Consider the following 22,467-nt stretch of genomic DNA (forward strand, 5'->3'; position numbering starts at 1 on the left):
AGCATGCGTACGCATCGCGACTCAACTGCGCGCGATACCTTCACGATGAATCCAGTCAACATCCTCCAGCTTCTCATCCTCGCGGCCCTCTGGGGCGCGTCGTTCCTGTTCATCCGCGTCGGCGTGAGCGACTTCGGAGTCGCGCCGCTGATGGCGCTGCGTGTCGGCATCGGCGCGCTGTTTCTGCTGGTCGTGCTCGTCGCGCGGCGCCCGTTGCGCGAGTCGGCGGCGACGTTGCGCACGCGCGCGCTGCCGTTGCTCGTGGTCGGCATTCTCAATTCTGCCGCGCCGTTCTGTCTGTTCGCGTATGCGGAGATCACGCTGTCGGCGGGCGTCACCTCCGTGATCAACGCGACGACGCCGCTGTGGGGTGCAGTCGTCGCCTTCGTGTGGCTCAAGGACCGTCTGAGCGTGCTGCGTACTATCGGTCTCGCGATCGGTTTCGCGGGCGTGCTGATGCTCGTCTGGGATCAGATCGCCACGCCGAGCGGCACCAACATCTCGCCCGCGACGACGGCGCTCGCGGCGGCCGCCGCGCTCGGCGCGACGCTACTGTACGGCATCGCCGCCAGCTATACGAAGAAGCATCTGACGGGCGTCGACGCGCTCACGGTCGCGACGGGCACGATGATCGGCGCGACGATCGTGGTATTGCCGCTGGCCGTGGCGACGTGGCCCGCGGTCGCGCCGTCCGTGAAGGCATGGGGCTCGGTGATCGCACTGGGCGTCGCGTGCACGGGCATCGCCTATATGCTGTTCTTCCATCTGATCGCCGTCGCCGGTCCCGCGCGTGCGATCACCGTGACGTTCGTGATCCCCATCTTCGGCATCCTGTGGGGTGCGATGTTTCTCGGCGAGCACGTGTCGATGGGCATGATCGAGGGCTGCGCGGTGATTCTCATCGGCACCGCGCTCGCGACGGGCGTAGTCAAGCGCATTCCAGGCTTCGGCGGACACCGGGCGAGCGAGCGCTGCTGATTCGCCGGTCTGCCCTTCGCTGCACCTGCTGGTAACGGCGGCGACGGCGGCGACGGCGGCCGCACAAAAAAAATGGCCCGCGCTCCAACCATGGAGCGCGGGCGAAACCGCCGCCCTACGAGGATAGGCAACGCGGCCACTGAGACGGACGCTGCGAGACGCCCGTCCATATCCGGCGATAAGCACATCGATCCGCAACGGGCGCAAAGCCTGGGCAGGTTCACGGTCAAACTTCCCGCAAATCCAGACCGCATCAGGCTTTTCGACCCATTTCGTCAAGCTCGGGACAGTTAAGAGCAGCTACCGCGCCAATCACGCGCGTCGCGTGTTATTCACGCAAGTGCTTGCTTTGGTGTGGAGAATCGAAAGTGAGGGCGCTGCGGGCCGCCGTGTGTGGCGCGCGTTACGGCGTAACGTCACGTTACGCGCGGGCCGCGACACGAGCGCGGGGCCTGCGTGGATCATGCTCGATGGAGTTTGCAGAGTCCGTGAAGTCCGCGCCGCGCTGCGCGAAACTTCGAAGGTGGAACGACAGCGCCGCGCCGCACATCACAGCGAGCACGATCAGGCTCACAACCCACATCCAGTACGGTATGACGTCGAACATGGCCGGTCTCTTCCGATGGTTGGCCTGATCGACGTCTGAGCAAAACGCATGCACGTGTGCTTCGCTTCCACTAGAGGCAGTCGCCGAAGCGGAACGCGTCGGCAATAAAAAAACCCGCGTGACGACGTCCGTCACGCGGGTTTTTTTGTCTTTGGCCGCCTGAAGCGCGGCCTTTGGCGTCAATGCAACTGATCAACCATCAGCGACATGATCTGCTTCGCTTGCGGCGACGAATCGACGTCGCCCTTGTCGTCGACGACGGCAACACGCGTCTGGTTCGGCGTCACGGCGCGCACGTTCACGCGATACTGCTTGGCGACCTTTTCCTTGCGGCCGTGGAACACCTGGTTCCAGAAGCCCTGCTCAGCCGACGTCATGTCCTTCGGATCGACATAGCGGACAAAGTAGATGCCGCGCGTGAGATCGCGGTCGTCGACGGTGAAATTGCTGCGGTCGAGTGCGAGACCGACGCGCAGCCACGCGCGGTCATACGGCTCGCCCAGCGTCAGTTCCGTCGACGAGAGCTGCGCCGACGTATCCTCCGACCTGACATCCGGCGTCGACGGCTGCGCAGCCAGCGCGACATTCTGTGCAGCCGTTGCGGCCGCTGCCGACTTCGCGCCGCTTGTCGCTGCGTTCGGCGGCGTTTGCGAGCCGGCGGGCGAGGCATCTGCGGGTGCCGTCGCGCTGGCCGTACGCGTGCCCGTGTCGTTCTTGGCGAGCGTCGCCATCAGGCGCTTCAGGTATTCGGTTTCGAGCCCGGGATCATTCGGCTTCGGTTCCCACTTGCTCGTGTCGTTGTTCACGCCGCTGAGCGCTTCGCGCAGGCCCTTCTGGCTGATGAACACATAGGTGCCGCCGTTCGGCGCCGCTTCCAGACGCGTGCGGTACTTGTTGCGCTCGGCCGTCACGTACGAGTTGCCCATCGCCTTCGACAGCGTGCTGCGGATCAGGCCGTCGTTGATGGACGGATGCGTTTCGTTCCAGTCCGTCTCCATCACGCCCTTGTCGCGCTGGTCAACGACGAGCAGAAAGCCCTGTTCCTGCCAGAAACGGCGGATTTGCGGCCACGCCTTGTCCGGGCCCTGATTGTCGAGCACGAGCCAGCTTTCCGTGCCGTCGCGCTGGATATGCATGCCGCTGACGGCGGGTGCGACAACTGCCGCGGTCGGCGCATCGCTTTGCACCTGCTGCAACGTGGACAGCGACGTCTGACCGCTTTGCGGCGGCAGCGAACGCTGGTCTGCGGTTTCCTCGAGCATGTTCGGCGGAACAGCGAGTGACACTTCCTTCGATTTCGAGTCGCTCTTGTAGTCGATCTTGTTCGGCGACGACGTGCCGCAGCCGGCGACCAGACCGCCTGCCATCAGCAATGCTGCAAACCGCTTGGTAAGACGAAGTTCAGTCATGTTCCAGGAATCCTTCCTATAAGCCACGGAAGCCACGGCAAGTCCGTGGACTAACCCATCATTTTACCGGCCCGGCGACACGAAGTGCAAAAAGCGCGGCTTACCGCGCGTCATTTTGCTTTCAATCGAGGCCTGATTGACCCGTCCGCTTGCTGTGTCGGGTGTTCGAATTGCGAACTTCCGCGTCGGCCGCCCCCGCGCCGCAAAAAAACCGCACGCATCATCTCACAATGAACCGGGAAGTCTGCATTTTGGACCGGTTTTCGGCTCGATATTTAACATTCCGACACAGTGTTTTGGGCGGCGGAAACGATCAATCGCCTTGCTCTATGTCATTGATTTCCATGAACTAAATGTGCGTGGTCGGGGTGTCGCATTTTGAGAGACGCACGTGACGTTTCTGCGGTCGCAAATCTCATCTCAAAACCCCGGTGCTATCTTGAATTAACGATCTCAAAAACAAGCCCGACGGGCCCGAGGGAGTTGCCACATGTCATTCATCCGTACTCATCCGGCGACCGCCATCGCTACATCCGTCGTGTTCGCGCTGTGCGCGAACACACTCGCTGCCGGCGACGCGCGCGCCCAGCTCGGCGGCACGATGCCCGCGTCCCAGGTCACCGGCAACCCGACACAGCGCGTATTGCCGGGCAGCGCGGTGCGGGTGCGTTCGACCGTCGATGCAGGTGGCACGACCATCAACGAGTACGCAACTGGCGACGGTTTGATCTTCGCCTACGCGTGGCAAGGCCCGACCATGCCGGACCTCACGCGAATGCTGGGCCCGTATGCGGAGCGGTATCGCGCGAAGGCAGCGGAAGTGTTCGACGCGACGGGACATCTTCATGCATCCCGCGTCGAGCAACCGGACGTCATCGTTGAATCGGGTGGACAGATGCGCAGTTATGTCGGTCGGGCGTGGCTTCCGGCTGCCCTTCCAGCCGACGTTTCGCTCGCCGATCTGCGTTGACGGGATTTCCCATGAACAAGGTACTGATGGGTGCAGTTCGCTTTGCGCAGGCCACGATCGTTACGCTCGCCACACTGGTCACATTAGCGGGATGCGGTGGCGGCGGTTCCAGCACGACGAACGCCGCCGGCAATTCGCCCCAGTCAACACCCGCTTCGCCTGGCGCAACGGCCAGCAGCACACCATCGGCCAGCGCGCCCGCAACCGCACCCGTCGCGACAGTGCCGCAATCGACGACCCCAAACGTTCATCCGGTGGTCGTTACGTCGACGCCCACGCAGACCCGCAACATGCTCACGACGAGCGTGACGGTATGCGTGCCGGGCACGTCGAATTGCGTGACGATCGACAACGTGCAGGTCGATACGGGTTCGCAGGGCCTGCGCGTGCTCGCCTCACAATTGCCGGCGAGCCTCGAGCTGCCCGCCGTGCCCGCCACACCGCCTGCGGGCACGGCAAACACGCTCAACGGGGAATGCAGCGTATTCGGCACGGGCTTTACCTGGGGCGCCGTACGCTCCGCCGATGTCCGCATGGCCAGCCAGCTCGCGCCCGGCATCGCGATCCAGGTGATTGCCGATCCTTCCGTCCCGACGGTGCCGTCCGATTGCGCCGCTTCAGGCTTGCCAATGATGACGCCCAGCGCGCTGCGCGTGAACGGCATTCTCGGCGTCGGCCTGTTTTCCGCCGATTGCGGCGGAGGCTGTATCACGTCGGCCTTGCCTCGCTGGTATTACGCGTGCGACCCGGCGGGCTCGTGCACATCGACCAGGCAGCCCCTTGCTCAACAGGTGGCCAACCCCATCAGCCAGTTTGCGCTCGACAACAACGGCATCGTACTCGACCTGCCCGCCGTGGGTCCGGACGGCGCGGCGACGTTGAATGGATCGATGATCTTCGGCATCGGCACGCAGGCCAACAACACGCTCGGCAACGCGACTGTGCTGAAGGCCAACACGACGAGTGGCTATGTAACGACCTCCCTCAACGGACAACCGTATTCACAAAGCTTTTTCGACAGCGGTTCGAACGGCCTGTTCTTCCCGAGCACGACGCTCGCGCGTTGTGGTTTCTGGTGGTGCCCCGCGTCGGCGCAATCGCTGACGGCAACGGTGACGGGCACCAACGGTGCATTGGCTTCACCGGCATTTTCGATTGCCAACGCGCAAACGCTGTTCGCCACCCAAAACTATGCGTTCAATAACCTTGGCGGCCCCTCGAACGCGTTCGACTGGGGGCTGCCGTTCTTCTTCGGAAGGCGCGTCTACACCGCGATCGAATCGCGCCTGACTTCCGCCGGCAAGGGACCGTTTTACGCGTTTTGAACCTGCCGCTCATGCGCGGTTAATGAACGGTCGTAACGCGATGTCTGGCACGGGTGCAGAAGGAACGGACACCCGCGCCAGCTCACCGCAGTCAGTTGCCGAGCACGATGCCGATACCCGCACGCACAATCGTGCTGTTGCTGCCCGACGACGCTACGCCCGCATTGAGATTGATCGTCCCCTTCTCGTTCCAGCGCGACACGCCTAGCCCGAATGCCGCCTGGCCGCGATAGCCGGCGACACCGGCATTGAGCGTCGTGCGCCCGGGCAGATAGGGCGTAACGATCTGCAAGGCAGAAGCGGATGCAATGCCCTTTCGCGTGCTTCGGTCGAGATCGTTGATCGACTGGTAAGTCTGATCGACAGCTGCATTCAACTGGTTCAGGTTGACGGCATCCGTGCCATGCGTGCCGGGCGCGACATTGACGATCTGCCGCTCGCTGCCCGCCTGACCGACCGACACGGTATTCGCCCGATCCGCAACCGAGCCCGCGCCGAGCGCAACCGAACCGCTGGCAGTGGCCTGGCTACCCGCGCCGAACGCCGAAGCGTTTGCGCCATTGACGACGGCCTGTGCGCCTACGGCCGTCGCGGCGGCAGCATTGGACTGCGCGCCGCCGCCGATCGCAGTCGCCTGATCGCCATTCGCGACCGCGGCTGCGCCTACCGCCGTAGCATGGGTACCTGTCGCGGACGCAGCTTCCGTCGTGGCGTCTCCATTCGCGCTCACGAATGGCGTGGACGCCGTTTGCACGTTGATGACCCGGTTCATTGCGTCGTTCAACTGACTGAGGTTGATGGCGTCGCCAGCAAGCACGCCATCGGCCAGATTGTGAATGACGGTGCCGCCCGCCACGCCTTGCCCGAGGGTCACGCTCGCGTAATCGACCTGGCCGTCCGGGTTGTCATAGACCACCGCGCTCGCCATATGGCCATTGCCGTCAACCAGCCCCGCCTGCTTCAACTGGGCGACGTTGACTGCGTCGGTGTCGGCCGTACCCGCGGCGACATGCGTGATCTGCCGCTCGTTACCCGCCGATCCCACCGACACCGAATTGGCGCGATCAGCCACCGCGTTCGAACCGAGCGCGACCGAATTCGAAAACGCCGCCTGCGCGCCGCCGCCGATCGCGACCGACTCCACGCCTGTTGCCAGCGAGTCGGCAAGTGTCGAACTGGCGTGGAAGTAGTGCGGTTCGACGCCATTGTTGATCACGTTGCCGAGTGCGATGTTGAGGTCGTTGATCGCGCTGGCGTTGGTCGTGACCCGGGTATCGAGATTGCCGAGTGCGTCGCCAACATTGCGAAACACGCTGCCGCCGACGCGATAGGTCGGCGCCACGACCGTTCCATCGGGCGACACCGACGCGCCGCCGCCTAACGCCGACGCGACACTTGCGCTCAGCCCATACAGTTGACTACCGTTGATCGCGTCGTGGCTGGCAGCATCGACTGCGCCGTTGGCCACGTTGGCGACCCGCACGGGCGCACTTGCTGTCACGCCGCCCAGCGTGACGGAGTCATGCGCGGACGAGTCATACGTCACGGCATCCGCCAAACCTGACGACACAGCGTCCCGCAACTGACTGACGTTGACCGCGTCCGTGTTGGCCGTGCCTGCTGCGACGTTGACGATCTGGCGTTGCAGCGTCGCATTGCCCACCGACACCGTGTTCGCCCGATCGGCCTTCGCGTTCGCGCCCAACGCGACAGCGCCGTCTACGAGGACAAGGCTGTTCGATCCCAGCGCCAGACTGTCTGCCGCGTTCGAACCGGTAAAGGCGTTGAAGCCAAAGGCGAGCGAGCGCTGCCCCGTCGCGATCGAAAACGAACCGAGCCCGAGTGAATCACTGCCGTCCGCCGCCGCCATATAGCCGATCGACACCGCCCGGTCCGCATTGAAGCCTGTCGACGCGCCATATCCGATCACCGCCGAGTTCACAGCCAATGCAGCCGACAGCGAGCCGATCGCAGTCGATCCGGTGCGCGCCGCGCCCGCCCCTGCTCCGACGGCCAGCGCATTGTCGCCCCACGCATTCGCGGACGGCCCGATGGCCATTGTGTTCAGGGTGTTCGCTGCCGTGGTGGGCGCGCCCGTCATTACGTTGTTGCTCACCGCGATGTAGTCGGTGACGGAAGCAGCGCGCACCGCCTGCGGCGTCCCTGCCATCGTGCCCACACTGATCGCGACGGCCATGCCGGCATACCCGCGACGGGCGAAACGCCCATTCGCGCGGCGACTCGGCGAAGAAGCCGGCTCACGTCCAACACCTGTTCCACGTTGCAAATTGCTCATCCAAAACCTTGGTACGGTTACAACCTCTCTCCCCAGAATGCAGCAACGCGCGGGGCGTGGCGCATTCACTTCGCATACCGAACCAATATGGTCACAGTATTCGAAACACGATTGCACCTACGCATCCGCAAGGATGCCTCCTACGTACCGTCACTTCTTCGATGTCGGTTACGACAGGCAAATCCTACGGAGACGGTTCATCCGTCAATACAAGAAAACTCCCAAAGTCGGAATTCTTCGATCAGCGGAGCGACCCACGTCGAGCGGCCATGCAAGCCGCACGAAGCGAACCCGACGATAAGCAAAGGAAAACCCGTGCCGAAAGCGCGCGAGCGGGCCGGACGAAAACCGGCGAGAAGGAATTCGGGCTACGCGCCCTGATGGCAATGGAATCGTGCCGCGCTACGAGCCGCCGCCCGCCAGCACCTGTTCGAGCGCCATTGAACGTGCGGCTTCCTCGGCTTCTTCAGGGGTGTCGAACACGCTGCCCGACACATGGACCTGATGCCATTCGGGTTTGTCGGCGGCGTCGCGGAAGATGCGAAAGCGCGCGCAGTAGCCGCGCGGCGTGACGGGCACTACGTCGATATCGACGGATGCGCCTTCAATCTGATGTCTGACGAAGCCGTCCATGCTGCCCTCCTGACATCTGCATTGCACGCGGAAATCCTAGCATGACAGGAGTGCGTGCGTTGCAGCATGGCGACGTGTGGCGCAAACGCCGCCTGTATCACTCGTCGGAGTGCGTTTCGTCGTCCGGCGATGTGGCTTTCACGAGGCGTGCCGGCGCCAGCCAGCGGAACGCGCTCTGCTGGCCGTTCGCGTCGTACGTGCACTCCGCTGCGGCGGCCACCGCTGTTGTTGGCGGCTGGGTCTTTGCGATCGCGGCCATGAGGGGCGCGAGCAACCCGGCTTCGATGATATTGGTGTTGGGCGGCTTCGCGACGGCGGCTTCCGACGCCGTCTGCGGATGCTCGAGCGTGCCTTCGACGACCACGCGGCTGCCATGAATGCCCGAACCCGCGTGCGTAACCTTCAGCGTGTCGCTGCCGGAAAGCTCGCTCGCCGACTGCCGCATCGTCTGCTCGCATGCGCTCGTGTTTTTGTACACGGCCGCGCAGCCCGCGGACAAAGCGGCGGCAACCATGCAGCAGGCGATAACAGGAGTGCGGGTCTTCATCGATCTTCCATCATTCGGGGCGACGGCCATTGTAGCGTAGCTGTCCGCCCCGAGCATGAAGCGCGGGCGCCAGAAAGAAACAAGGGCGCCTGAGGCGCCCTTGCAACGATGCACGACAGACAGCGTTCAGTCTTCCCAGCTATCCGGCAGGCTTTGCGTGAGCGTCGACACGAAGTTCGCGGTTTCCGGCTGCGCCGGGCGCGTGAAGATGTCGCGCGAACGGCCCTGCTCGACGATCGCGCCGTTGCTCAGAAACACGACATTGCGCGCAATCGATGCCGCGAGCCGCAGGTCGTGCGTCGCCATCAGCATCGTCATGCCTTCCTTCGCGAGCTGGCGCAGCACTTCGACCACTTCGGCGGCGAGGCCCGGATCGAGCGCGGAGGTCGGCTCGTCGCACAGCAGCACTTCCGGCGAAGGCGCAAGCGCCCGCGCAATCGCGACGCGCTGCTGCTGACCGCCCGACAGCGTGACAGGCCATGCATCGGCCTTGTGCGCGATGCCGACCTTCTCCAGCAATTCGAGCGAGCGCACCCGCGCGCGTTCGCGGTCCCACTTCTGCACGGTGAGGAGCCCTTCCATCACGTTCTCGATCACCGTGCGATGCGGGAACAGCTGGAAGTTCTGGAACACCATACCCGTACGGCGGCGCATCGCGAGCACCGCTTCCTTCGACGGCTTCTCCGTGCGGCTGAACTGAATGCGCTGGTCGCCGAGTTCGAGCGAGCCGGCTTCGGGAATTTCGAGCAGGTTCACGCAGCGCAGCAGCGTACTTTTGCCGCTGCCCGACGGCCCGATCAGCGCCGTCACGTTACCTTGCGCGAGCGCGAGATCGACGCTGTTCAGCACGCGATGATCGCCGAAATACTTTTCGATTTTTTCGAGGCGGATCATCGTTCAGTTACCCGACGTGAAAAGCGCGTGACGGCCGAAGCGGCGTTCGAGGCGCACCTGCGCGGACGACAGCACCGAGCTGAACACCAGATAGATCAGCGCGGCTTCCGTATAGAGGATCAGCGGCTCGTAAGTCACCGACGCAATACGCTGCGCGGCCTGGAAAATTTCCGGCACGGTCAGCACGGCGGCCAGCGACGTGTCCTTCACGAGCGCGATAAACGAGTTCGACAGCGGCGGCAGCGCCACGCGCGCCGCCTGCGGCAGGATCGCGCGGCGCAGCGCCTGGCCGCGCGTCATGCCCATCGAGTACGCGGCTTCCCACTGCCCTTTCGGGATCGACTCGATCACGCCGCGTATCACTTCCGAGTTATACGCGCCGACGTTCAGCGAGAAGCCGATGATGGCTGCCGTCAGCGGATCGAGCACGATCCCGACATTCGGCAAGCCATAGAAGATGACGAACAGCTGGACCAGCAGCGGCGAGCCACGAAACAGCCACACATAGAAGCGCACGATCGCTACCGACCAGCCCGGCCCGAACAGCCGGACCAGCGCCACGATGAACGCGAGCGCGATCCCGATCGCAAACGACACGAGCGTCAACGGCACGGTGAACACGAGGCCGGCATACAGCAGCGGCCACAGCGATTCACCCATCAGGTGCAACCATGCAGGCATGATTCAGACTCGCCTTGTCGCTTACTTGGAAACGTCTTTGCCGAAGTACTTTTCGGAGATCTTCGCGTACGTGCCGTCCGCCTTGATCTCTGCCAGCGCCTTGTTGATGGCGGCCTGCAGTTCAGGATTGCCCTTGCGGATCAGGACGGCCGAGTGGTCCGAGCTGTCCGAGGAGGTATCGATGGCGGCGATCTTCACCTTCGCATCCGGCTTGTGCTTCTTGAAGTCGAGGAACGACAGCGAGTCGTTGACGGTCGCGTCGACGCGGCCCGACGTCAGCAGATCGATCGATTCGTTGAAGCCCTGCACGGGGATCACTTCCGCGCCGTGCGCGGCAGCGATCTTGCCGAAGTTGCTGGTCAGCGTGTTGGCCGACTTCTTGCCCTTCAGGTCGTCGAAGTTCTTGATCGTGGTGTTGTTCGAGGCCACGATCAGCGCGGCGTGCGACACGATGTACGGGTCCGAGAAGTCGTACTTCTGCTTGCGCGCGTCGGTCACGGCCACTTCGTTGATCACCGCGTCGTAGCGGTTCGCGTCGAGACCGGCGATCAGGCCGTCCCACTTGCCTTCGATGAACTCTGCCTTCACACCCAGCTTGGCCGCGATCGCGCGGGCAATATCGACGTCGAACCCCGTCAGCTGGTTCGACGAGTCGTGGTACGTGAACGGCGCATAGGTGCCTTCCGTGCCTACCTTGAAGGCGCCGGCGGACTTGATCTTCGCGAGGTCGTCAGCGGCGAATGCGGCCGTCGCCGTTGCGACTTGCAACAGGCCGATCAGCAGAAGGGATCGAATCGACTTCATAGAGTGTGCTCCGAGGTTCGTTTTGTCCGGTTTTGCGTGTTGTCTGCAGGAACACCCGTCCGGCAGCGTGGGCGGACTGTAGCAAACGGTCCTTATTTCCACAACGCATTTGAAGGCTTATTCATATGCCGAGACGGAATAAACCGGACTGATTTCTTGGGGTTGAGCAATGCGCAAGTATAGGGTGGCAGGCCAAACCCCTGCAGACTTTGGGGCCTTGCTAATGCCAGCATGTCGCCTGCAGCGAGGCGCGAAAGCATACCCGAAAACGAAAATGGCCGCTCCCGCTGCAAAAATGCGGGGCGGCCGCGCGTGCTGCACCGCGACGAAACGGGTGCGGCAAGCCGTTAGCGCTCGACGGGATGCGGCTCCTTCAGCTTGTTCGCGACCCGCACGGCGTCGTAGTAGGCGGCGTTCGGCGGACGTTTAAGATACTGCCCCGCGCCGCGTTGCGCGCGCAGATCGCCGTCGGCCCATGCATGCGCGCCGCGCGTGAACGTGTGCATCGCGACGCCCTGCACCGTCATCCCTTCGAACACGTTGAAGTCGACCTTCTGATGATGCGTCTTCACCGAGATCGTCTTCGTCGCGGTCGGGTCCCAGACGACGAGATCCGCGTCCGCGCCGACCTGCACCGCGCCCTTACGCGGATACAGGTTGAAAATCTGCGCGGCGTTCGCCGACGTGATGCGCACGAACTCGTTTGGCGTGATGCGCCCTTTGTTCACACCCTCATGCCACAACACCGACATCCGGTCTTCGACACCGCCGCAGCCGTTCGGAATCTTCGTGAAGTCCTCGCGGCCCATCGCCTTCTGCGACGCGCAGAATACGCAGTGGTCGGTGGCCGTCGTGTGCAACTGGCCCGATTGCAGCCCGCGCCATAACGCCTCGCGATGCTCGCTCGTGCGGAACGGCGGGCTCATCACGTGCGCGGCGGCGCGCGTCCAGTCGGGATCGCGATACACCGATTCGTCGATCACCAGATGCCCCGGCAGCACTTCGCCGAACACGCGTTGCCCTTCGTTGCGTGCGCGAGAAATCGCTTCGACCGCTTCTTTCGACGAGACGTGCACGATGTACACCGGCACGCCCAACACCTGCGCAATGCGGATCGCGCGATTCGCAGCCTCCCCTTCCACTTCGGGCGGACGCGACAACGGATGCGCCTCCGGTCCCTTGAAGCCCTTCGCGAGCAACTGTTTCTGCAACTGGAATACAAGCTCGCCGTTCTCCGCGTGCACGGTCGGCAGCGCGCCGAGTTCGAGCGAACGCGAGAAGCTGTTCACGAGGACTTCATCGTCGGCCATGATCGCGTTCTTGTAGGCCATGAAGTGCTTGAAGCTCGACACGCCATGCTCGTGCACCAGCGTGCCCATGTCGCGATACACGGAGTCGTCCCACCATGTCACGGCCACATGAAAGCCGTAATCTGACGATGCTTTCTCGGCCCAGCCGCGCCATTCCTTGAACGCATCCATCAGCGGCTGCTTCGGGCTGGGAATCACGAAGTCGATGATGCTCGTCGTGCCGCCCGACAAGCCCGCCGCCGTGCCCGTATAAAAGTCGTCGCTGGCCGTCGTGCCCATGAACGGCAATTCCATGTGCGTGTGCGGATCGATGCCGCCCGGCATCACGTACTGATCGTGCGCATCGACGATGTTCGCGCCCGCGGGCGGATCGATCGTGCGTTCGATCTGCAGGATCGTGCCGCCGTCCTGCGGATCTGCGATCAGCACGTCGGCTCTGTGCGTGCGGTCCGAATCGATTACCGTGCCGCCGCGAATCAGGGTTGTCATCGGGTGCCTCCTCTATTAATTCATCAGAACCGCGCTTCTCACGCGCTCGCCATGCTCGCGCCAGGACTGCGGCGCATCTTCATCCACGTGCCGTACACGATGGATGCGAGCGCCAGTCCCACGAACCATGCATACGTGTAAAGCGTATTGAAGAACGCGGGCACATTCGGAAACGATGCGGGAAACGCGGTATGCAGAAAGCCCGGCAGATTCGGCAGCACGCCAATCACCAGCGCCACGACAGCGGCGATGTTCCATCCGCCCGTGTAGCTGTATTCGCCGTTCTCGTCGAACAGTTCGCGCTGGTCGAGCCGCGTGCCGCGAATGAAGAAGTAATCGACCATCAGAATGCCCGCAACAGGCCCGAGCAATGCCGAATAACCAACGAGCCACGTGAAGATGTAGCCCTGCGTGGTCGCGAGAATCTTCCACGGCATCATCACGATGGCGATAGTCGCGGTAATCATCCCGCCCGCGCGATACGAAATACCCTTGGGCCACAGGCTCGAAAAGTCATACGCGGGGCCGACCAGGTTCGCCGCGAGATTGCAGCACATCGTATCGAGCGTGAGGATGATGAGCGCGACGCCGACGCCGATGCCCGTCATGCGGCTGGTCAGATCGATAGGGTCCCAGATCGCCTTGCCGTAGATCACGACCGTCGCCGACGTGACGACAACCGAGATCACAGACAGCAACGCCATCGGCACGGGCAGCCCAATCGACTGGCCGACGATCTGGTCGCGCTGCGTCTTCGCAAAGCGCGTGAAGTCGGGAATGTTGAGCGCAAGCGTCGCCCAGAAACCGACCATCGCCGTGAGACTCGGCCAGAACGTGAGCCAGAAAAGCCCTTCTTTCTTGCCGCCCGGCGCGAATTGCGAAGGGGCCGACAGCATCGAGCCGACGCCGCCCGCTTTCGACGTCGCCCACCACACCAGTGCGATGCACATCACGACCTTGATGGGCGCCGACCAGCTTTCCAGCCAGCGGATCGAATCGGTGCCATGCACGATGAAGTAGATCTGCAGGGCCCAGAACGCGAGAAAGCACGCGAGCTGCGCGATCGAAATGTCGAGAAACGGCAGCGCCGCGCCGTGCAGCGCGTTGCCCGTCAGGATGTTGAGCAGCGTATAGATCGCGCTGCCGCCGAGCCACGTCTGGATGCCGTACCAGCCACACGCGACGATCGCCCGCAGCATCGCGGGCAGTTTCGCGCCCTGCGTGCCGAACGACGATCTCACCAGCACCGCGTACGGAATGCCGTGCTTCGCGCCCGCATGCCCGATCAGCAGCATCGGCACCAGTACGATCAGGTTGCCGAGCAATACCGTCAGCACAGCCTGCCACGGCGACATGCCCTCTTCTGTCAAACCGGCCGCGAGCATGTACGACGCGATGTTCATCACCATGCCGACCCAAAGCGCGGCGAAGTGATACCACCTCCACGTGCGCTGCGCGGGGCCCGTCGGCGCGAGGTCTTCGTTGTATAGACTGCTGCCGGCGTGAGTCGTATCGGCGGATTGCGCTGTCTGCTTCATCGATGGATCTCCACTTGATCGCTCGTTGATTGTTGAAGTTCAGGCCGCTTTTACCGCGTGTTCCTGTGCGTGCGTTGTGTCAGCTGCGTCCGCAACGACTCGCGCCGGATTGTTCGGATGCGTGGTCCAGTTCGCGTACTCGCCGCTATCAACGCGCTCCATCGTGATGCATTGCTCGACGGGACACACATGCATGCAAAGATTGCACCCGACGCACTCCGCATCGACCACTTCGAAATGACGCTTGCCGTCCTTCTCACGCGTGATCGCCTGATGCGATGTGTCTTCGCAAGCGATGTGACAGAGGCCGCACTGGATGCACTTGTCCTGATCGATGCGGGCCTTGATGTCGTACTTCATGTTCAGATACTTCCAGTCCGTGACGTTCGGCACCGCACGGCCGCGAATGTCGTCGAGCGTCGCGTAGCCTTTTTCGTCCATCCAGTTCGACAGGCCGTCCGCGAGATCGGAGACGATGCGAAAGCCGTAGTGCATGGCGGCCGTACACACCTGCACGCTGCCAGCGCCGAGCACCATGAACTCGGCCGCGTCGCGCCACGTAGAAATACCGCCGATGCCGGAGATCGGCAGGCCCGGGGTCTCTGAATCGCGCGCGATTTCAGCGACCATGTTCAACGCGATCGGCTTCACGGCCGGGCCGCAGTAGCCGCCGTGCGTGCCCTTGCCGTCGACCGTCGGCATCGGCGCCATCTGGTCGAGATCGACGGCGACGATCGAGTTGATCGTGTTGATCAGCGACACGCCATCCGCGCCGCCTTTGTAGGCCGCGCGCGAGCCCATACGGATGTCGCTGATGTTCGGCGTGAGCTTCACGAGGCACGGCAGTTTCGTGCCTTCCTTCACCCAGCGCGTGACCATCTCGATGTACTCGGGCACCTGGCCGACAGCGGAACCCATGCCGCGCTCGCTCATTCCGTGCGGACAGCCGAAGTTGAGTTCGACGGCATCGGCGCCCGTGTCTTCGACGAGCGGGAGAATCCATTTCCAGTCGCGCTCGTTGCACGGCACCATCAGCGAGACGATCATCGCGCGGTCGGGCCAGTCACGCTTGACCTCTTTGATTTCGCGCAGATTGACCTCGAGCGGCCGGTCGGTGATCAGCTCGATGTTATTCAGGCCCGCCATGCGCTGGCCGTTCCATTGCACCGCGCCGTAACGCGAGCTGACGTTGACCACGTGCGGGTCGAGCCCGAGCGTCTTCCATACGACGCCGCCCCAGCCCGCTTCGAACGCGCGGTTCACGTTATAGGCTTTGTCCGTTGGAGGCGCGGACGCGAGCCAGAAAGGATTCGGCGAAGTGATGCCGGCAATTGTGCAGCGAAGATCAGCCATGTTCGGCTCCGTGGGGATTCGGTTTTATCGTTTTCGCGTGATGCGTGCTCGCGTGTTCGCTTCAGGCCTTTAGACCTTCAGGCAGCCTTGACAGCGGCGAGCGCGAATGCAGCGTCGATCGATGCCGCCGCGAGCTTGCCGTCCTGCACCGCCTGCACGGTCAGATCGACGCCGCCCGATGCCGCGCAATCGCCGCCTGCCCAGACTTTGTCTAGCGACGTGCGCAGATCGGCGTCGACTGCGATGCGGCTTTGATCGAGCGTCAACAGTTCGTGGTCGAGGCCGACGCTCACGAGCGTCTGGCCGATCGCCTTGAGCACCATGTCGGCTTCGAGCGTGAAGCGCTCGGCGCTGCCGTCGCTCGCAGTACGTTCGAATTCGACGCCCGTCACCACGCCGTCGCCGCCGATCAATCGCACGGGCTTCGCATGCGTGATGAGCGTCACGTTCTGCGTCTGCGCGAAATCGCGCTCGGCCCACGTCGCGCTCATCGACTCGACGCCGCGCCGGTACACCATCGTCACGCTCGTCGCGCCGAGCTTGCGGCTTTGCACGGCAGCATCGACGGCCGTATTGCCGCCGCCGATCACAATCACACGGCGGCCAACCGGCACCGTCGCGAGATCGCTCGCCTGACGTACCTGCTCGATGAAATCGACGGCATTCATCACGCCGTTCAGTGCTTCGCCTTCAAGCGCGAGCGCGCGCACGCCTGCGAGACCGATCGAGAGAAACACGGCGTCGTGTTGTTGACGCAGCGAATCGAGCGATACGTCATGTCCCAGCTTCATGCCCGTCTTCAATTCGATGCCGCCTACCGACAACAGCCATTGCACTTCACGCTGCGCGAAGTCATCGACCGTTTTATATGCGGCGATGCCGTATTCGTCGAGGCCACCGCCCTTGTCATGCGCGTCATAGATCGTCACGCTATGACCCGCCACGGCAAGACGATGCGCGCATGCAAGACCCGCCGGGCCTGCGCCGACGACGGCCACATGCCGCCCGCTATCCGGCGCGCGCGTGAATTTCACGGCATCGCGCGCCATCGCCCAATCGGTTGCATGACGCTGCAATGCGCCGATTGCGACGGGCTTCGCATCCTGGTGATTGCGCACGCATGCGCCTTCGCAGAGGATCTCGGTTGGACACACGCGCGAGCACATGCCGCCCAATGGATTCGCCGAAAGAATATCGGTCGCGGCGCCCTTCAGATTGCCGTTGCCGATCTTGCGGATAAAGCTCGGGATATCGATTTGCGTGGGACACGCCTGCACACACGGCGCGTCGTAGCAGTAGTGACAACGGCTCGCGGCCGCGGCGGCTGCCGTGGGATCGAGCAGCGGCGCAATGTCGGCGAATTCGCAAGAAAGCTGTTGGGACGACAAGCGCTGCGCCGCGATGTCGCCCGTTTGCTTGATGGCCATACGCGTTCCTTCGTCAAAGTGAGGACGTAGCCGTACCTGCCGGCTTCGCGTGAACGAAGCCGGGACGGCGTGTTTTATGGGTACAGCGTTACAGCGTGATCAGGCTCTTACGATGCCGGTTCGCATGCACGCTCCAGCATCGCGTGCAACAACACGTTTGCGCCCGCCTCGATCCATTCGGGCGTCGCATCTTCGATTTCGTTGTGACTGATGCCGTCCACGCACGGCACGAACACCATCGATGTCGGCGCCACCTGCGACAGATAGCACGCGTCGTGGCCCGCGCCCGACACCATGTCGCGATGCGGATAGCCGAAACGCTCGGCGGCGGCACGCACGGACTTCACGCAGGCCGGGTCGAACCTGACGGGCTCGTAGTAAAAGATCTGTTCGAGCTGTGTTTCGAGGCCGATGCCGCCCGCGATCTTCGCGACGCCTTCGCGTAGCGCGGCGTCCATCTTCGCGAGCACGGCATCGTCGGGATGACGGAAATCGACGGTGAAAAACACGCGACCTGGAATCACGTTGCGCGAGTTCGGATGGACCTGCATCATGCCGACCGTCGCGCACGCGAGCGGCGCGTGATCGAGACCGATACGGTTGACGAGATCGACCACGCGCGCCGCGCCCAGCAACGCATCCTTGCGGCGCGGCATCGGCGTCGGGCCCGCGTGCGCCTCCTGGCCTGTCAGTGTGATTTCGTACCAGCGTTGGCCTTGCGCATCGGTGACGACGCCAATCGTCTTGTTTTCCGCTTCGAGTATCGGCCCCTGTTCGATGTGCAATTCGAACGCTGCATGCAGAGGGCGGTCGCCGCACGGCACGTCGCCCGCATAGCCGATGCGCGTCAGTTCCTCGCCGATCGTCTTGCCGTCAACATCCTTGCGCGACAAGCCATAGTCGAGCGTGAAAACGCCTGCGAACACGCCGGACGCCACCATCGCGGGCGCAAAGCGCGAGCCCTCTTCGTTGGTCCAGATCACGACTTCGATCGGATGCTCGGTTTCGATGCCGCGATCGTTGAGGCTGCGAATCACTTCAAGCCCGCCGAGGACGCCGTAAATACCGTCGAAGCGGCCGCCTGTCGGTTGCGAGTCCGCGTGCGAGCCCGTCATCACGGGCAGCGCATTCGGGTTCACGCCCGCGCGCCGCATGAACACGTTGCCCATCTGATCGATGCTGACCGTGCAGCCCGCGTCCTTCGCCCAGCTGACGATGAGGTCGCGTCCCTCCTTGTCGAGATCGGTCAGCGCGAGGCGGCAGACGCCGCCCTTTTGCGTCGCGCCGATTTTCGCCATCGTCATCAGGCTGTCCCACAGACGTTTGCCGTTGACGGTGATCGACGTATCGAGTCCTTGTTTCAACGCTTCGGATACCGCATTCATTCGTTGCTCCTCTGGATCAACACGCTTTGCAATTCAACCGCGAGCGGCTTTGCGTCCTCTCGCGACGAAGTGAAACTGGTGCATCGGCGGCGCGTTCGAATTCGCTTTGGGGCATGGCTGCACAGTCGGCGTGCACGTTTCCCAAGCCTTCGTTTTAGCGGTAAACCCTGGCCACCGGCCGCTCTGCGAATCCTGTCCGATTGGACAGGTTGTAGCCGATTAAAAACATCAAATCAATGTCTTTCGTGCGGACAGGAACAGAAGAACACGAGAGCGAGAACCATGCCATTGCAACGCAGCATGACTTTCTGCGTGCGCAATGAAACGGTGCATACGTTGATGTCGATCCCGACACGAGCGGCTAGAATGAAGCGCGACGCGGCACAAAGGCTAACGATGAGACACGACGACACGACAGTGAGCGAGACCGGCAACGACGAAGCGCCTGCACCTTTGCGGCGGCGCAAGGCTCACATTCGTGAGAGCAATGAAACGCATCTTCTGGCGTGTGCGGAAGCCGTTTTTGCGGAGCGCGGCTTCGAAGGGGCGAGCACGGCGATGATCGCGGAGCGTGCGGGCTTACCGAAAGCCAACGTCCACTACTACTTCCCGACCAAGCTCGCGCTCTACCGGCGCGTGCTCGAAGACCTGTTCGAAGACTGGCATCGGGCGGCGAATACGTTCGAAGGCAGCGACGATCCCGTCGAAGCCATCGGCGGCTATGTGCGCGCGAAGATGGAGTTGTCGCGGCGGCGGCCGCTCGGCTCGAAGGTGTGGGCGAACGAGATCATTCACGGCGCGGACCACATGCTCGACATTCTCGAGCAGCGCGTGAAGCCGTGGCTCGATACGCGCGTGACTGTCATCGACGACTGGATCGCGCGCGGCCTGCTCGCGAATGTCGATGCGCAAACGCTGATGTACATGATCTGGGCCACGACGCAGCACTACGCGGATTTCGACGCGCAGATACGCGCGCTGGGCGGCAAGCGCGCGTTCTCGCAAAAGGCCTTCGATGCAACCACGGAGCAGGTCGTGCAACTCGTGATTCGCGCGTGCGGGGCGCAGTCTCCATCGGCGAAGACCTGACGCCCGCGCGCGCTCAGTATGTTTCCAGATGCAGGCGCCCTTCGCGCTTGAGCCGCTGCCACAGCGCGTCCCATTCGAGGCCATGCAGGTCGGCGATGTCCTTCAGCGACTGCAACACGCCATCTTCCATCCCTTTCAACCCGCACACGTAGATGTAGGTGTTGTCGTCGCGCAGCAACTGCGCGACGTCGACGGCACGCTCGCGCATTGCGTCCTGCACGTAGCGCTTCGGCTCGCCCGGCGTGCGTGAAAACGCGAGGTTCGTGTCGATGAAGTCTTTCGGCAAATTCGTCAACGGCCCGAAGTAAGGCAACTCTTCCTTCGTACGCGCGCCGAAGAACAGCATCAGCTTGCCCGTTGCGCCCTTCAGCCTGCGCCTGCGCCGATACTCGGTCATCGCGCGCATCGGTGCGGAACCCGTGCCCGTGCAGATCATCAGCAGATGCGAATTCGGATGGTTCGGCATCAGGAATGTGCTGCCGAATGGGCCTATCACGTTGACGACGTCGCCCTTCTTCAGGTCGCACAGATAGTTCGAGCACACGCCGTTCGCCGCGTCGCCCTGATAGTCCTGGGTGACACGCTTCACGGTCAGCGAGACATTGTTGTAGCCGGGCCGCTCGCCGTCGCGCGGACTGGCAATCGAATACTGGCGCGCATGATGCGCGCGTCCATCGGCGGCGCTGCCCGGCGGCAGAATGCCGATCGACTGCCCTTCGAGGACAGGGAACGGCATCGAGCCGAAATCGAGCACGATGTGATGGATATCGCTTTGCGTCGTCTCGTCCGTCAGCCGATAGTTGCCGACGACCGTGGCCGTCGTCGGATTCTTGTGCGTGTAGAGATTCACGTACGGACGCGCGGCGGACCACGGCGGCACCACCGCGCCGCGCACCGTATCGACGTCGATGCCTTGCGCTTCGCTGGTAATGTCGCTGCTCGCGGCGTTTTCTTGCGCCGGCGTCTCGGTTGAAGATGGCAACGCCATCGTGCCCTGCTCCGGCAACACATCCCATGTGTATTGCTCGTCGATGCTGTAGGCGTCTGCCTTGAGCACCGAGCGCCAGTTGTCGATCGCGCCCGTCGGACACGGCGGCACGCACGCCATGCAGCCGTTGCACACGTCCGGCATTACGACGTAATTCGTGCCGTCGTGCGTGATCGCATCGATCGGACAGGTCTCTTCGCATGTGTTGCAGCGAATGCAGATCTCCGGATCGATCAGATGCTGCTTGAGAATTTCGACCGGTACGGGCGCGTTCATGATGGTTCTGCCTTTTGCCTTACGTTACGTTCAGTTGCGTTCAGTTGAAGCGCACGTATTCGAAGTCGACGGGCTGGCGGTTGATGCCCATCGCGGGCGGCGCGATCCAGTTCGCAAACTTGCCGGCCTCGACGACACGCCCCATCAGCGATGCGACGTACGCGCGATCTTCCGCACTGGGCATCCATTTCGCTTCGTTCGCTGCCCATTCCGTCTCGCTGATCACGCGGCCATCGGGCGACACACGCGTGCCCGCAAAGGTGCCGATCTGCCGGTTAAACGCCTTGTGCGGCACAGTCAGGCGAAAATCGATGCCCGCCTTCTCCAGCACCTTGTTCCAGCGTCCGACACCCGCGACGGAATCCTTGATGTAGTCGTCGCGCAGCACTTCGTTCATGGCGTTGAGCATCGGCACTTCGCGCTCAATCAACTTGCCGTCCGCGACATCGAGCAGCTTGTAGCTCTGCCCGTTCAGTTGATGATCGTCGTCGCGCTTCGTTTCCTCGTAGCGGCCCTTGAGGCCCGAGCTATAGAACGTCGCCGCATTCGACGAATGGTCCGCGCCGAACAGATCGATCGTCACCGAGTAGTGGAAGTTCAGATAACGCTGGATAGTGGGCAGATCGATCACGCCGGCTCCGCGAATCTTGCTTGCGTCGTCCGTCTTCAGTTCGTTCATCACCTGCGCGGTGCGCTGCACGACACGCGACACACCCGATTCGCCGACGAACATGTGATGGGCTTCTTCCGTCAGCATGAACTTCGTGGTGCGCGCAAGCGGATCGAAACCGGATTCGGAGAGCGCGCTCAACTGGAACTTGCCGTCGCGATCCGTGAAGTACGTGAACATGTAGAACGCGAGCCAGTCGGGCGTTTTCTCGTTGAACGCGCCGAGAATGCGGGGGTTGTCGTCGTCGCCCGAGCGGCGGCCGAGCAGTGCTTCCGCTTCCTCGCGCCCGTCGCGGCCGAAATGACGATGCAGCAGATACACCATCGCCCACAGATGCCGGCCTTCCTCGACGTTCACCTGAAAGAGGTTGCGCAGGTCGTACATCGACGGCGCCGTGAGACCGAGGTGACGCTGCTGCTCGACGGAAGCCGGCTCCGTATCGCCTTGCGTGACGATGATGCGGCGCAAGTTCGCGCGATGTTCGCCCGGCACGTCCTGCCACGCCGCTTCGCCCTTGTGCTCGCCGAAGTTGATCTTGCGATCCTGATCGCCGGGTGTGAGAAAAATGCCCCAGCGGTAGTCAGGCATCTTCACATAATCGAAATGCGCCCAGCCGCCGGGATCGACGCTGGTCGCCGTGCGCAGATAGACGTCGAAGTCATGCGAGCCATCGGGGCCCATGTCGCCCCACCATGACAAGAAGTTCGGCTGCCATTGCTCGAGCGCGCGTTGCAAGGCGCGGTCGTCGGCGAGGTTGACGTTGTTCGGGATCTTGTCGGTGTAGTTGATCGTGGACAT

The 22,467-nt window shown here is 62.9% G+C and carries 19 protein-coding genes; 4 read left to right on the forward strand and 15 right to left on the reverse strand.

Translation table 11 applies throughout. The annotated features are described in order from the left end of the window. Window positions 1-3: 3 nt before the first annotated feature. Entirely contained in the window at window positions 4-978 is a 975-nt protein-coding gene (locus tag SB822_RS04140; protein WP_079484825.1) for a DMT family transporter, read from the forward strand. A 421-nt stretch (window positions 979-1,399) separates the two neighbouring features. Here the strand turns inward: SB822_RS04140 and SB822_RS04145 are convergent, their stop codons facing one another. Together SB822_RS04145 and bamC are read right to left on the reverse strand one after the other, a co-directional pair. Then, window positions 1,400-1,585: a hypothetical protein gene (locus SB822_RS04145; RefSeq protein ID WP_090835439.1), complete on the reverse strand. Its 186-nt coding sequence runs from the start codon at window positions 1,583-1,585 to the stop codon at window positions 1,400-1,402. Window positions 1,586-1,764: 179 nt separating this feature from the next. Beyond that, a complete protein-coding gene (gene bamC, locus SB822_RS04150) occupies window positions 1,765-2,994 on the reverse strand; it encodes an outer membrane protein assembly factor BamC (protein ID WP_086910109.1) in 1,230 nt (409 codons plus the stop codon). A gap of 490 nt (window positions 2,995-3,484) precedes the next feature. Between bamC and SB822_RS04155 the strand changes: the two genes are divergently transcribed. Next, entirely contained in the window at window positions 3,485-3,964 is a 480-nt protein-coding gene (locus SB822_RS04155; RefSeq protein WP_090835436.1) for a DUF2844 domain-containing protein, read from the forward strand. Between the two features lie 11 nt (window positions 3,965-3,975). Continuing rightward, a complete protein-coding gene (locus tag SB822_RS04160; RefSeq protein WP_090835434.1) occupies window positions 3,976-5,289 on the forward strand; it encodes a DUF3443 domain-containing protein in 1,314 nt (437 codons plus the stop codon). A 91-nt stretch (window positions 5,290-5,380) separates the two neighbouring features. Here the strand turns inward: SB822_RS04160 and SB822_RS04165 are convergent, their stop codons facing one another. From SB822_RS04165 to SB822_RS04215, 11 genes are all read right to left on the reverse strand, one after another. Next, on the reverse strand, window positions 5,381-7,486 hold the full coding sequence (locus SB822_RS04165; RefSeq protein WP_090835432.1) for a YadA family autotransporter adhesin: 2,106 nt from the start codon (window positions 7,484-7,486) through the stop codon (window positions 5,381-5,383). A gap of 501 nt (window positions 7,487-7,987) precedes the next feature. Further along, a complete protein-coding gene (locus SB822_RS04170; protein WP_007585520.1) occupies window positions 7,988-8,218 on the reverse strand; it encodes a hypothetical protein in 231 nt (76 codons plus the stop codon). Between the two features lie 97 nt (window positions 8,219-8,315). Next, entirely contained in the window at window positions 8,316-8,765 is a 450-nt protein-coding gene (locus SB822_RS04175) for a hypothetical protein (protein ID WP_079499919.1), read from the reverse strand. 126 nt (window positions 8,766-8,891) lie between these two features. Continuing rightward, window positions 8,892-9,659 carry an amino acid ABC transporter ATP-binding protein gene (locus tag SB822_RS04180; protein ID WP_090835430.1) on the reverse strand — a complete coding sequence of 256 codons (768 nt, stop codon included), beginning with the start codon at window positions 9,657-9,659 and terminating at the stop codon, window positions 8,892-8,894. 3 nt (window positions 9,660-9,662) lie between these two features. Further along, window positions 9,663-10,340, reverse strand: coding sequence for an amino acid ABC transporter permease (locus SB822_RS04185; RefSeq protein WP_007585514.1), 678 nt, complete (start codon window positions 10,338-10,340; stop codon window positions 9,663-9,665). A gap of 21 nt (window positions 10,341-10,361) precedes the next feature. Further along, window positions 10,362-11,144, reverse strand: coding sequence for an amino acid ABC transporter substrate-binding protein (locus tag SB822_RS04190; protein WP_090835428.1), 783 nt, complete (start codon window positions 11,142-11,144; stop codon window positions 10,362-10,364). 347 nt (window positions 11,145-11,491) lie between these two features. Beyond that, window positions 11,492-12,943 (reverse strand): dihydropyrimidinase, encoded by a 1,452-nt coding sequence (gene hydA, locus SB822_RS04195; protein WP_079499921.1) that lies wholly within the window; start codon window positions 12,941-12,943, stop codon window positions 11,492-11,494. Window positions 12,944-12,981: 38 nt separating this feature from the next. Beyond that, a complete protein-coding gene (locus SB822_RS04200) occupies window positions 12,982-14,481 on the reverse strand; it encodes an NCS1 family nucleobase:cation symporter-1 (protein WP_090835425.1) in 1,500 nt (499 codons plus the stop codon). A 39-nt stretch (window positions 14,482-14,520) separates the two neighbouring features. Further along, window positions 14,521-15,834: an NAD-dependent dihydropyrimidine dehydrogenase subunit PreA gene (gene preA / locus SB822_RS04205; protein ID WP_007585505.1), complete on the reverse strand. Its 1,314-nt coding sequence runs from the start codon at window positions 15,832-15,834 to the stop codon at window positions 14,521-14,523. A 77-nt stretch (window positions 15,835-15,911) separates the two neighbouring features. Then, window positions 15,912-17,261, reverse strand: coding sequence for an NAD(P)-dependent oxidoreductase (locus tag SB822_RS04210; RefSeq protein ID WP_410854153.1), 1,350 nt, complete (start codon window positions 17,259-17,261; stop codon window positions 15,912-15,914). Window positions 17,262-17,368: 107 nt separating this feature from the next. Beyond that, window positions 17,369-18,646, reverse strand: a complete 1,278-nt coding sequence (locus SB822_RS04215; RefSeq protein ID WP_090835421.1) for a Zn-dependent hydrolase — start codon at window positions 18,644-18,646, stop codon at window positions 17,369-17,371. A gap of 366 nt (window positions 18,647-19,012) precedes the next feature. Here SB822_RS04215 and SB822_RS04220 point away from each other — a divergent pair, with 366 nt between their 5' ends. Beyond that, window positions 19,013-19,735 carry a TetR/AcrR family transcriptional regulator gene (locus tag SB822_RS04220; RefSeq protein WP_079499925.1) on the forward strand — a complete coding sequence of 241 codons (723 nt, stop codon included), beginning with the start codon at window positions 19,013-19,015 and terminating at the stop codon, window positions 19,733-19,735. A 13-nt stretch (window positions 19,736-19,748) separates the two neighbouring features. On the opposite strand, the gene boxA is transcribed toward SB822_RS04220, so the two are convergent. Together boxA and boxB are read right to left on the reverse strand one after the other, a co-directional pair. Beyond that, entirely contained in the window at window positions 19,749-20,999 is a 1,251-nt protein-coding gene (gene boxA, locus SB822_RS04225) for a benzoyl-CoA 2,3-epoxidase subunit BoxA (protein ID WP_086915236.1), read from the reverse strand. Window positions 21,000-21,039: 40 nt separating this feature from the next. Further along, a complete protein-coding gene (gene boxB, locus SB822_RS04230; RefSeq protein WP_090835419.1) occupies window positions 21,040-22,467 on the reverse strand; it encodes a benzoyl-CoA 2,3-epoxidase subunit BoxB in 1,428 nt (475 codons plus the stop codon).

Origin of the sequence: Paraburkholderia sp. SIMBA_054 (assembly GCF_046534875.1) — a bacterium.
Taxonomy (GTDB): Bacteria; Pseudomonadota; Gammaproteobacteria; order Burkholderiales; family Burkholderiaceae; genus Paraburkholderia; species Paraburkholderia hospita.